10 protein-coding genes are annotated in these 12,461 nt (G+C 59.9%); 2 read left to right on the forward strand and 8 right to left on the reverse strand.

Translation table 11 applies throughout. The features are described from left to right. Nucleotides 1-5: 5 nt before the first annotated feature. Entirely contained in the window at nucleotides 6-587 is a 582-nt protein-coding gene (locus R3D51_15535; protein MEZ5900895.1) for a DUF2306 domain-containing protein, read from the forward strand. A 43-nt stretch (nucleotides 588-630) separates the two neighbouring features. Then, nucleotides 631-1,518, forward strand: coding sequence for a nucleoside triphosphate pyrophosphohydrolase (gene mazG, locus R3D51_15540; protein MEZ5900896.1), 888 nt, complete (start codon nucleotides 631-633; stop codon nucleotides 1,516-1,518). Here mazG and R3D51_15545 read toward each other — a convergent pair. The 8 genes from R3D51_15545 to ntrC all read right to left on the reverse strand — a co-directional run bounded on the left by R3D51_15545 (nucleotide 1,515) and on the right by ntrC (nucleotide 12,451). Next, nucleotides 1,515-2,678 (reverse strand): PcfJ domain-containing protein, encoded by a 1,164-nt coding sequence (locus R3D51_15545; protein MEZ5900897.1) that lies wholly within the window; start codon nucleotides 2,676-2,678, stop codon nucleotides 1,515-1,517. The two genes, mazG and R3D51_15545, sit on opposite strands and share 4 nt — an antisense overlap. Nucleotides 2,679-2,960: 282 nt before the next feature. Continuing rightward, nucleotides 2,961-4,196 (reverse strand): FAD-dependent oxidoreductase, encoded by a 1,236-nt coding sequence (locus R3D51_15550; protein MEZ5900898.1) that lies wholly within the window; start codon nucleotides 4,194-4,196, stop codon nucleotides 2,961-2,963. A gap of 24 nt (nucleotides 4,197-4,220) precedes the next feature. Next, nucleotides 4,221-5,561: a GTPase HflX gene (gene hflX, locus R3D51_15555; protein ID MEZ5900899.1), complete on the reverse strand. Its 1,341-nt coding sequence runs from the start codon at nucleotides 5,559-5,561 to the stop codon at nucleotides 4,221-4,223. Between the two features lie 50 nt (nucleotides 5,562-5,611). Beyond that, the gene (hfq, locus tag R3D51_15560; protein ID MEZ5900900.1) at nucleotides 5,612-5,860 is read right to left on the reverse strand and encodes an RNA chaperone Hfq; all 249 of its coding nucleotides are present in this window, start codon (nucleotides 5,858-5,860) and stop codon (nucleotides 5,612-5,614) included. Between the two features lie 149 nt (nucleotides 5,861-6,009). Continuing rightward, nucleotides 6,010-6,873 carry a D-amino-acid transaminase gene (locus R3D51_15565; GenBank protein MEZ5900901.1) on the reverse strand — a complete coding sequence of 288 codons (864 nt, stop codon included), beginning with the start codon at nucleotides 6,871-6,873 and terminating at the stop codon, nucleotides 6,010-6,012. A 48-nt stretch (nucleotides 6,874-6,921) separates the two neighbouring features. Further along, nucleotides 6,922-8,313 (reverse strand): sigma-54 dependent transcriptional regulator, encoded by a 1,392-nt coding sequence (locus tag R3D51_15570; protein ID MEZ5900902.1) that lies wholly within the window; start codon nucleotides 8,311-8,313, stop codon nucleotides 6,922-6,924. Nucleotides 8,314-8,370: 57 nt separating this feature from the next. Further along, nucleotides 8,371-10,713, reverse strand: coding sequence for a PAS domain-containing sensor histidine kinase (locus tag R3D51_15575; GenBank protein MEZ5900903.1), 2,343 nt, complete (start codon nucleotides 10,711-10,713; stop codon nucleotides 8,371-8,373). Nucleotides 10,714-11,005: 292 nt separating this feature from the next. After that, a complete protein-coding gene (ntrC, locus tag R3D51_15580) occupies nucleotides 11,006-12,451 on the reverse strand; it encodes a nitrogen regulation protein NR(I) (protein ID MEZ5900904.1) in 1,446 nt (481 codons plus the stop codon). Between the last annotated feature and the right edge of the window lie 10 nt (nucleotides 12,452-12,461).

A 12,461-nucleotide genomic window follows, 5' to 3' on the forward strand; every position in this document is an offset into this window, starting at 1 on the left:
TCATTATGCCTGTCTCGGTCGTTGCCCTTCTGTCGGGCTTGGGTGTCGTCAATCTGCCGTATGAAATGCTTCTGCTGGCGGAACGTGTGCCGGTTCTCTTCCCACTGCATATGGTGGCCTCTGCCTGTGCTCTTGCCCTGCTCGGCCCCACCATTCTGTTTCGCAATAGGCCGCATCTTCATCGCGTGCTGGGGCGGACTGTTGGCGTCTTTGTGGTCGTTGGAGGGCTGACGGCCATTCCTGTGGCCATTGTCAGTTCTTCGGGCTTGATGGCGCGGGCTGGGTTCTTCGTACAAGGACTGGTTTGGTTAACTCTGCTCATCGGCGGTTGGATGGCGATCCGCAATAAGCGCCGCGCTGAGCATGCACGGCTGATGCTCGCGATGACGGCTGTGACGACGGGCGCGGTCTGGTTCCGCCTTATCATCGGCACGGCGCTTTATCTCAAACTGCCTTTCGAGCCGACCTACGCGCTCGCGGCGTGGGTGGGCTGGATCGTGCCACTTTGTCTGGTGCTTTATGTACCGCGGCACACTGCACAATCCCTGTTTTCGGGGCGTCCCCGGCCGGTCTCGCCTGTCGCGTGATGATGGTCTAGGGTGCGTCCGATCAAACGGGAACCCAATTCTTATGACCAAGACCATCGAGCCATCGCGCGATATCGCACGCCTTATCGAGATCATGGCGGCGTTGCGCACGCCGGTTACCGGATGCCCCTGGGACCTGGCGCAGAACTTCGAGACGATTGCGCCCTATACGCTCGAAGAAGCCTACGAGGTGGCGGACGCGATTGAGCGTCGCGATCTCGACGATCTCAAGGATGAGCTGGGTGACCTCCTTTTGCAGGTCGTCTATCACGCCCGCATGGGAGAAGAAGCTGGTGCGTTCTCATTTGGTGACGTCGTCGAGGGCGTGACCGCGAAGATGATACGGCGTCATCCTCATGTCTTCGGAGACGAAACGGCACGGTCGCCCGGCGCGGTTGACGGTATCTGGGCCAAGATCAAGGCTGAAGAAAAAGCGCTGAAGTTGGAAGCCGGGAAAGCTCAGACAGAACACCGCTCCATTCTGGCGGATATTCCGGCCGCCCTTCCTGGCCTGACACGCGCGATAAAGTTGCAGGACAAAGCCGCGCGCGTGGGTTTCGATTGGCCAGGTCTGACGCCTGTGTTCGACAAGGTGCGCGAGGAACTCGCCGAGCTGGAAGAAGTTGCGTTGCCGGATGCGAGCGCCCCTGTCGCGAATACTGCGCGGCCGGCGCATCCGTTGGAGGCCATCAAAGAAGAGTTCGGCGACCTGCTTTTTGTGATGGCGAACGTCGCGCGTCACCTCAAGATCGATCCTGAAGCGGCGTTACGTGGCGCAAATCAGAAATTCGTCCGTCGCTTCAACCACATCGAGACACGTCTGGCAGATGAGGGCCGCGCGCCCGCGCAATCCACTCTGGAAGAGATGGATGCGCTTTGGGACGAGGCGAAAGCCCTTGAGAAGGGCCAGGGTAATCCAACTGAGCGTTAGCCACACAGACGCAACAATGCGTCGTGCAGTGGATCGAGACCCTCAGCAGGAGGGCGAAGAGGCAATAGAGCACCCATGCCTTTCGCACGCCAATAGGGCTTCCACAAATGTGCCCATGTCCGTGCGTCAGGTGAGTCCATTGCCTTTGTCGTCACAGGATGTGGCTCGCTCCAGCCGCCGAGCCAGACTTGTACCGCCTGCCAAACGCGATGAGGAACGTCCGCGTTTGCCACGGCGCGCAATTGTGCAGAGCGTGGACGGCCGTTAGGCATGATGCAAACTTCCAGCGTTGCCATGCGCGATCCGATTTCGTCGCGTAAGCTCCACAAGAACGAGCTCCCCTTCGCCATCCCGGGTGCGTACGTCGCAACACAATGCTTCATGATCGAGCCCTCCTCCTCCAGTTCCTGTGGCGTGCGCAGACGCACGAAGGTAATTCCGCAGACTTCGTTTGCATCGTTGGCCAACGCAAGCCTGCTCGCGCGCGCTTGCGTGTAAAGCACCATTTGAAGTTCACAAAGCCAGCGGCTTGCCAACCTGCACGCCTCGATGGCGCCGAACCGAGGCGTCCATCCCGCTGGCACATAAAGGCCAGCCCCTTCATGCGGCATGTCTGCGTGCCAAGAGAGCAAGGCCAGAACGGCGACGGCAGCACGCTGCTCGCTGGTTTGGAAAGCCGTGAAGTTGCGCGCTGTCCAAAGTGCGAAGTCCGCGTCGCATACGCGATAGGCCAGCGAGACATGCTGCAACCAAGTGGCCGCGACGCGGTTTTCGCGCGGCAGGTGATTGCAGACCTTAAGCCCGAAGTCTGCGTCGGACGGCAATGGTGGAATTGGTCCACAAAATGCCTCAGGCGGCAGCCGGCGCAACCAGAATGGCACACCAAGCTCGCGGGCGGCATGTTGCAGTACGCGCCCTGAACGGATGATTGCACACGCACGCGCGCACGCCGCCTCATTGTAGGCGCCGCACGTGATGGCATGTGCCAGTCCCGGAAAGGACCAGAGCAAATCCTCAAAATACGAATGCATCGCAATGAGGCGATCCAGGCGCGCACGATTGGCGGACGGAAACCGACCAACCATCGCACTCACCTGGGCGAGCTTACGCGCACGCACAGGCGCGCGTTCGGCCCGCGCAGCAGACGCGCGAGACGTCATAAGAAACACTTCGCTTTCTAAAAGCAGACGCAGTTGGGCTGTTGGCAGCCCGACCATGCAAATTCTTGATTGGTGGTTACGCCCTGAGGCGCAGCACAACGCGAGGCAATCCGGCACCCGCAAGCGCGGGGTGCGGGCCATCAGGCAAGGACGAAGCGTGTGCTCAGCATGGGGAACTCCCCGAAAAACAATTAAGACAATGCGCAAAAGGCGCGAAGGAGGCGTTGGATACACCCAGCGCCGCCAAATTGGAAGCGGCAATTTCGTGGCAGCACTTATCGGTTAACTGACGGTTCCGCCGTTGGCGTTTCTGATCTCCGTCGAAACGTGCTCCGGGCGCACGCCTAGTCCAATCATTCTACCAGGCAACTGCTTCAACACAGGCGTTGCCAGGATCGCGCGCAGGACAAGCGGTGGCTGAATTGTCGTTCGCTCGCTTAATGCTCTCTGGATAATTGTGTTCTGAATCTGAAGCTGCATTGCCTGCGTCACGCGCGTTGGAAAGCTCCGCCGCTCTTGCACTTGCGCCAAATCATCGAAGATCAACGAATGCGTTTGCAGAGGCTTTGCCAAAATGTTGGCGGCTGCCACGGCGTCTTGAACGGCAAGGTTCACTCCGACGCCGCCAATGGGGCTCATGGCATGAGCGGCATCACCGATGCAGAGCAAGCCGGGTCGGGCCCATCGTTCGAGCCGATCAACCTTTACGGTCAATAGCGATACCTGATCCCAACTTGTGATCGCCTGCAATCGCGCGGCATCGAAGGGAAGCAGCGGAGCCACACGCGAGCGAAAGTCGTCAATGCCCGCGTGGCGGATGAGATCATTGCCACCCTTCGCAATCACGAAGGCGCACTGCCAATAGTCTCCGCGATTGAGCATGATGAGAATGCGGCCAGCTTCGAAGCGCCCCTGCGTTTCTATCGTATCGGTTGGATTGCGTGGGAGGCGGAACCATAAAACGTCCATGGGCGCGCCGCGATCGATGGGCTTAAAGCCCGCTCTTTCCCGTAGTCGCGATCCCCGCCCGTCCGCCGCAACGACGAGATCGGACGACAATGTAACAATCTCGCCGTTGGGGCCTTTGGCGATCAGCCCGACCACGCGCCCGTCGTCAAAAACGAGGTCCATCGCCTCGGTTTGCATCAGCAGTCTAAAGTTGGGGTAGGTTTGGCCCTTGTTGGCGAGGAAGTTCAGGAAATCCCATTGCGGCATCATCGCGATGTAGGGCGTTTTGACGGGAAGCGCGGAAAAGTCCGCAAGCTTGATGCGCTGGGCGCCGAATTGAGCGAACACCGCTGGGACCGCTTGATGAGGCAGTTTCAGGAACTCATCCAGCCATCCTAGTTCGTCCATCACGGTCATGGTGGAAGGGTGGATGGTATCGCCTCTGAAGTCGCGCAGGAAATCGGCGTGCTTTTCCAGCACCGCGACACGGACACCTGCGCGCGCAAGAAGTACGCCGAGAACCAGGCCAGCAGGCCCTCCCCCCCCGATCACACATTCCATCCGTTCCATCGAAAGCCTCGTTGGCGTCAAGCGTCAGACTATAACACCAGCCTTGCGCAGCCGGGCGATGATCCGGTCTTTTTTCTCAGATGGAAGTCGGACGCGCAGCGCTAGATCACCCTCGGGTGTTGATTGCCGGTCAAGCACATCGCTGGTCTCGTAAAGCCAAGCGATGAGGGCTCCTTCGTGCCCGGGAACCGTGAACTCCAAAAATTCATCGGCATGCCCCAACCGTGCGTCGATCGCGGCCAACAGGGCATCGAGTCCGGCTCCCGTTTGGGCGGACACGAGCACGGGCTTCAGGTCGTGGCGGATTGCTTCACGGCGCAGCTCTCCAAAGCGCTCCGCAGGTAACATGTCGATCTTGTTCCAGACCTCAAGAATGTTGCCGTCGGCTGAGACGGTGTCGATGCCGAGTTCGCCGAGCACCCTTTCTACGTCTCGCGCCTGAGCGTCGGTCTCCTCATGGGCGATGTCGCGCACGTGCAGCACAAGGTCGGCCTCGACCACCTCTTCCAAGGTTGCGCGGAAGGCCGCGACCAGCATGGTCGGCAGGTCCGAAATGAATCCGACCGTGTCGGACAGGATAATCCTGCGCCCACTGGGCAGCCGGACTTCACGCATGGTGGGGTCTAGGGTGGCGAACACTTGATCCATTGCCAGCACGCCCGCGCCCGTCACCTTATTGAACAGCGTCGACTTGCCTGCGTTGGTGTACCCGACGATGGCGACGATCGGATAAGGTACTTTACGCCGGCCCTTGCGGTGGAGTTCACGTGTCTTGACCACCTCTGCAAGCTCACGGCGAATGGCATCGATGCGATCTTGAAGCATACGACGGTCAAGCTCGATCTGAGCCTCACCGGGACCACCAAGAAATCCGCCACCGCCGCGCTGGCGCTCCAAGTGGGTCCAGGCCCGCACGAGCCGGCCTTTTTGATAGGTGAGATGCGCCAGCTCGACTTGCAGTACGCCCTCGCGGGTGCGTGCGCGTTCGCCGAAGATTTCTAGGATCAGACCGGTTCGGTCTATGACCTTGGCATTCCAAGCCTTCTCAAGATTGCGCTGCTGTACGGGCGAAATAGCGTGATCGACGATGACGAGTCCGATCTGCTGTTCGGCAATGACGCCCGTTAGCTCCTCAACCTTGCCTGAGCCAAAAAGCGTTGCCGGCCGTGGTGTGGTGACCGGGACAAGCATGCACGAGACAATGGAAAGCTCGATCGCCTCTGCGAGACCGCGCGCTTCAGCAAGACGGTTCTCGGGCGAATGGTGCCCTGCTCTATCGCGCAGGCTCTTGAATACAGGCACGAGCACGAGCGCGCGCGAAGGCGGCGCGCGTGTCTCTTCAGGCGCACGGCGGCGGGCCTTCAACGTCCGGCCCTTCTCTTCGCCGTCGTCTTCAGACGTGCTCGATGCGGACGTCACCCACCAAGACCTTCACCGTCCTGGTCATTCAGATTCACTGGACCACCCGGCATGATCGTGGAAATCGCGTGCTTATAGACGAGCTGAGAATGCCCATCGCGGCGTAACAGGACACAAAAATTATCGAACCAGCTGACGATGCCTTGCAGCTTTACTCCGTTGACGAGAAAGATGGTCAGCGGGGTCTTGTTCTTGCGGACATAGTTGAGGAACGTATCCTGAAGGTTTTGAGCGCGTTCGGCCATTTGTTATTATCCGCCGTTATTGTTGGTGTTGTTAGCGCGGTCGCCCGGGTTGCACCTTGCCGCTCTTAGCCCTGGCGCCAGCGGTAAGATAATCAATTGCAGGACGATTAAAAGAGCTGCACATCGACACAGTGCCTGAACTTTGGTCGTTAGGGGGGTGCGATTTCAGCAACATGATGAAATGCGTGGCGTAATTGTCGCGCAACGTTGCCGGGTTTTCCCAATCCGATTGACCGACCGTCTATTCGCACCACCGGCATAACCGTATTGGTCGCAGAAGTTATGAATGCTTCGGTTGCCTCATAGGCCTCGTTCAACGCGAACGGCCGCTGTTCGAACTCCAAGCCCAGGTGTCGTGCGGTATCCATCGCGGAGGCACGGGTAATGCCGGGCAAGATCCGGTTATCGAGGCCGCGTGTCACAATCTTGCCTGAGCCCGTCACGATCCAGGCGTTGCTTGAGGCGCCCTCCGTCACCAGACCGTTCTCGTCTGTGAACCAGACTTCCTTGGCACCCTGACGCTTGGCTTCGTTCTTTGCCAACACGGCAGGCAACAGCATGACCGTTTTGATGTCGGAGCGTGCCCAGCGAGGATCGCGCATGGAAATCACGCTGATGCCCTGCTCGGCCTGTGCCTCCGTCAGCGCCCTTACCTGTCGCCGTGCGAGCACGATGACACTTTGAGGGACGTCGGCATTGGGCAGTGCAAAGTCTCGCGGACCAGCTCCCCGCGTCACCTGGATGTACACGATGCCGTCCCGCACCCGATTGCGGCGTACCGTTTCGCCGATGATTTGGCGTAGGGCTGCGTGAGACATCGGCATCCTCATGCCGATTTCGCGCAAGGAGCGCTCCAGCCGCTCAAGGTGACGGCGCGCGTCAACAAGCTGACCGCACGATACCTCCACCACCTCATAGACGGCGTCGGCGAATTGAAATCCGCGATCCTCCGCATGCACTGCGGCCTCGGCATAGGGTCGATAGCGGCCGTTGACGTAGACGACGCGGCTCATGCGGACTTCCGATCAATTGCTCAGATCATGGCAAGGGCAGCCGTGGCTTTACGCGGCGTTGCCGCCGCGCTGATCGGATGACACACCCAGCGCGCGCAGCTTGCGATGGAGTGCTGACCGTTCCATGCCGACGAACTCGGCTGTGCGCGAGATGTTGCCGCCGAAGCGGTTGATCTGGGCGATCAGATATTCACGCTCGAAAATTTCGCGCGCTTCCCGCAGGGGCAAGCTCATCAAGTGTTCCGCACCGCCATTAACGGGCAGCGGCACGTTCGACCCGATTTCCTCAGGCAGCATGTCGGCGGTGATGACCGCTCCGGGTTCTCCCCCAGCCAGGATCATGAGACGCTCGATGTTATTACGCAGCTCGCGCACGTTGCCCGGCCAGTCGTGGGCCTGAAGCACTGCAACCGCATCCTCTCCGATTTGGCGAGGCGCAAGACCTGAAGCTTGAGCCACCTGGCCGACGAAGTAATGAATAAGTTCGGGAATGTCCTCGCGGCGCTCCGCAAGGCTCGGCACGCGAAGCGGCACAACATTGAGCCGGTGGAAGAGGTCCTCGCGGAAACGTCCCTCGTCTATCTCTCGTTCGATATCGCGGCTGGTGGAAGAGACGATGCGCGTGTCGACGGCGACCTTCTGCGCGCCGCCCAGACGGGTGAACTTCTGCTCGACCAGAACGCGCAGCACCTTGCCTTGCGTCTCCATCGGCATGTCGGCGACTTCGTCGATATAGAGCGTACCGGTGTGTGCCTCCTCCAGGGCGCCAACCTTGCGCGGCCCACCGGTGCGATCCTCGGTGCCAAACAGTTCCTCTTCGACCCGATCGGGCGCCATGGCTGCGGCATTCAACACCACGAAGGGCCCGTCGGCGCGGTGCGACTTTTGATGGATCACGCGCGCTGCGAGTTCCTTGCCGGTACCCGAAGACCCACGGATCAATATGCGGGAGTTGGTGGGCGCAACGCGTTCGATCTGGTTCTTGAGCTGGTTGATGGCCGGGGACTTGCCGATCATGTCTGCGGAAACGACCGAGCGTTCCTTCAGCTCCTTGACCTCGCGTTTCAACTGGCTTGCTTCGAGCGCGCGCAGGGTGACGAGCACCAGGCGATCAGACTTGAAGGGCTTTTCGATATAATCGTAGGCGCCGCGCTTGATGGCGGTGACGGCGGTCTCGATGTTGCCGTGGCCGGAGATGATGACGACCGGCAAATCGGGATAGGCGCGCTTCATAACGCTCAGCACTTCCAATCCGTCGAGACGGCTGCCCTGCAACCAGATGTCGAGAATGACAAGGTGCGGCCGACGGTCCTCGATGGCCTTGAGCGCTTCGTCGCTGTCGCGCGCCAGCCGTGTACGATGGCCTTCATCTTCGAGAATGCCTGCGATCAGATCGCGGATGTCTGCCTCATCATCAACGATGAGAATGTCTGCTGCCATATTTTGCCTCCCATGAGGTCTCGGTTGTTCTTGCTGTCGTCAGCACTTGTTCGTGTTCTAGGCGGTTTGAGCGGCGCTTAATTCGGCGAGCGCTGCTCCACCTGATCCGTTACGGGCTTCCGAGGGGGGAGCGCCCTTCACCGGCAGCACCACGCGCAGCATTGCGCCGCGCGTGCGCGTCTCGTTCAAGGGCGCATCCTCTAAGGATAGCGTTCCCCCGTGTTGTTCAATGATCTTCTGGACGATGGCGAGGCCCAGGCCCGTCCCCTTCGCGCGCGTCGTAACGTAGGGTTCCAGAAGCCGCGACCGGTTCTGCTTGGGCAAACCGATGCCGTTGTCGATCACTTCGATGGAAATCCGCTCGCCTTCTTGCGCCATACGCACTTCGATCTCGCCGCGATAGTCATCAGGCCGTCCCTGTTGTGGGCCATAGCCCTCGATCGCCTCGGTTGCGTTCTTAACAAGGTTCGTCATCGCTTGTGAAATGAGCCGGGTGTCGAAGCGCGTATTGACGGGAGTGTCGGGCAAGGACAACTTGAAATCGATGTCCTTATTGCTTTCCCGGAACAAGATGACGGGTTCTTGCACTGCATGCCTCAAGTCACCGTCCGTCATTTGCGGCGCCGGCATCCGCGCAAACGAGGCGAACTCGTCAACCATGCTCTTGATCTGACCGGTTTGGCGCTCGATCGTTTGCGTCAACTGTTCAAACAGTTCGCGATTGTCGTTCACCTGCTTGCCGAACTTGTTGCGCAGCCGCTCAGCCGATAACTGTATTGGGGTAAGCGGGTTCTTGATCTCGTGCGCGATGCGGCGTGCAACGTCGGCCCAAGCGCTAGTGCGCTGGGCTTGCACTAGCTCTGTGATATCGTCGAACGTTACGACCGAGCCCACGTCTCCTTCACCGGCACGTTCGCGCGTGATCTTGACTGCTAATGTACGCTCGTCGTCGCCCACTTCGCGCTTCACCTCGAGCTGCCCCTTCGATTTCAGCCCACTCTCGTCGCGTTCGGACAGCACAGCGGCGAACTCAGGAAGTATTTCCGACAGCGGTTTGCCGATGACATCAGTTCCCGTCAAATTGAGCAGATGCTCCGCAGATCGGCTCAACAGGGTGATGTTGCCTGCGCTGTCGAGACCGATCACCCCGGCCGAGACGCCCGACAGCACGGCTTCGATAAAGTTTCGCCGCTCCGATAACTGGGTATTGGCTGACACAAGTTCGTGCTGTTGAGCTTTAAGCTCGCGCGTCATGTGGTTGAAGGTTTCCGACAGCCTGCGCAGATCGCCCTCGCCACGTTTCTCCGGCAGGGCGATGTCAAGGTTGCCACGTGTCACTTCCTGTGCGCCTGCAATCAATCGGCGGATAGGCGCCACGAAGCGCCCAGCAAACCACATGCCGGCCCAGATTGCCGCAAGGAGCGCGGTCGTGGATATGGTGAAGTAAATCAGCCCGTGCGCAATCTTCAGGCCGCTGCGCGACTTGCGGAGACGGTTGTATTCGTCAGCGTTCTGCTCCGTGCGCTGGAGATGCGAAATCACCTTGGGCGAGATTGAGCGCACGACATAAAGGTAGCGCCCTGGAAGTTTGTCGAGTTTTGCTATTGCCGCGACTCGATAATCGGATTCAGGCATCAACAGCGGAACTTGTCCCGCTTCCGCCTGTTGTATGTCGCTCAACGGCGGAACGATGTAGGGGAGTTTCGGGTCTTCGATTGCCATCACCACCGGCACGCCTTCAGCGTCGATGATGTAGGCTGCGGGCAGATCGCGCAGACCGGCCTGTCCGATCAGAAACTTCTGGAATGCGTCCGGATCGTCCTTGAGGTCGTCGGCGGCGCCGTCGACGTCGCGTTTCATGTTCACGACGTCAGTGCGGATGATCTTGCCATGCTCTTCGACGTAGGCTTTGGCCACGTCGCGAGAGTTCTCCACGATGGCGCGAGTGCGGGTCGAAAACCAACCGTCCAGCGAGCGCGAGAAGGTGGTGGTCGCTGCGACCGCAAGCAGAAGCGCGGGCAAAGCAGCTACGATCGAGAACAAGCCCACGATGCGGGTTTGCAATCGCGCGCCGGGAATACGCTTGCGCCAAGCATGTGAGAGCCCGATGGCCTGACGCGCAATCACCGCGAGCATCGCAAGAATGAGCACAACGTTGGTCGCAAGCGCTGCCCACACGACCTCGTTGCGTGGCGCGATCGTGGTTAGTCCGGTAAGGATCAAATAGCTGAGGAGGGCTGAGATCATCGACAAGATGACGATGACAAGTCCAACCAGCGAGGTCTTCTCAGACGGATTGAGGGGACCCCACTCTTCCTCGATGATCGCGCGGGAGGCCGGCGACGTGTTCGGGCCGAGACCGCTGTGCGGCGGGACGCGCGAACTATTGCCTTCGCCCATGAACCCTATCAAACCCCTTAAACTTCAACGCGTCGCGGACCCTGGAGGCACCCTGCTCGCCCACGCCAACTACAGCCATCAAGCACCGCGGCAACAGTGAGGCTCATAGCCAAGCACCCAAACTGTGACATTTTCGCGACAACTGTGGCGTATCCCTGGAAGCTTTAATCGTCAAGCCCACGAAGGGTGCAAACAGTAGCTCCAACCCGGCCACACACGCTGATGTGATCGCAAAATGCATGGGCGCGGCATCGCGACAGGCCCATGCGACACCGGTTCGCAGAACGCAGCTTCAGCCTTCCACGGTGCGCAAGACGCGGATGTTGAGATCGCGAATGCGTGCTCTCAACGTATTGCGGTTGAGGCCGAGCAACTCGGCTGCACGGATCTGATTGCCGCGCGTAGCGGCCAGCGCAGCCGACAGCAATGGCTTTTCAACGTCGCGAATAATCCGGTCGTAAAGACCCGGCGGCGGAAGTTCGTTTCCAAAGGACGAGAAGTAACGCGTCAGATAGCGCTCGACTGCTTCGGTCAGATCACCGCTATCGCTCGAAGCGGAGGAGTTGGGCGGCGGGGAGGAGCCAGCAAGCTCCTGCTCCACGATCTGCGCCGTGAGCGTTTCCTGAGGATGGAGAGCAACCAGCCGGCGCACGACGTTCTCCAGTTCGCGCACGTTGCCGGGCCAGGGATGAGCCTTCAACCGCTCGATGGCGCCCGACTCGATGGTTTTCTGGCCGAGGCCCTCGCGACCGGCAAGACGAAGGAAATGTCGTACAAGGTCGCCGACGTCCTCCGTTCGCTCCCGCAGCGGGGGCAGCCGCATCGGCACAACGTTGAGCCTGTAGAACAGATCCTCGCGGAAAAGCCCCTGCTGGATCTGAGTTTTGAGATCACGGTGTGTGGCAGCAATGATGCGAACATTGGTCTTGATAGGCGTGCGCCCACCGACCGTGGTGTATTCGCCCTGTTGCAGGACACGCAGCAGACGGGTCTGCGCTTCCAGTGGCATGTCGCCAATCTCGTCGAGGAACAGCGTGCCGCCTTCAGCCTGCTCGAACCGGCCCGGCGTTCGCGACTGGGCTCCGGTGAATGCTCCCTTTTCGTGGCCGAACAGCTCGCTCTCAATAAGTTCACGCGGGATTGCAGCCATATTGATGGGCACAAACGGACCTTGGCGGCGCTTGCCGAAGTCGTGCAGCACACGCGCGACGAGTTCTTTGCCAGTACCGCTTTCACCCGTGATCATTACAGTGAGATCGGTCTGGGTAAGTCGCGCCAGGATGCGATAAATCTCCTGCATAGCAGGTGAGCGGCCGATGAGCGGAAGATCCTCACCGTCGACTTCACCGCCTGAAGTCGGCCGCTTGCGACCCGGCTCCGACAAAGCGCGACCGACGACGGCCACGACTTCGCTCAGGTCGAAAGGTTTGGGGAGATACTCGTAGGCACCCTTCTCAGCCGCGGTAAGCGCCGTCATAAGCGTATTTTGCGCACTCATGACGATGATGGGCAGATCTGGACGCAACTTCTTCATGCGGGGGATGAGATCGAAAGCGTTCTCATCCGGCATGATGACGTCCGTTATCACGACGTCGCCCTCACCCTGACTGACCCAGCGCCATAGGGTTGCTGCATTCCCAGTCGCGCGCGGAGCATAACCTGCCCGCGCTAGCGCCTGGTTCAACACCGTCCGGATGGCCGTGTCGTCGTCTGCGATCAGCACCGTGCCGCGTGCCATGCCTTAAGAT

Source organism: Hyphomicrobiaceae bacterium (assembly GCA_041397645.1).
Classification (GTDB): Bacteria; Pseudomonadota; Alphaproteobacteria; order Rhizobiales; family Hyphomicrobiaceae; genus Hyphomicrobium_B.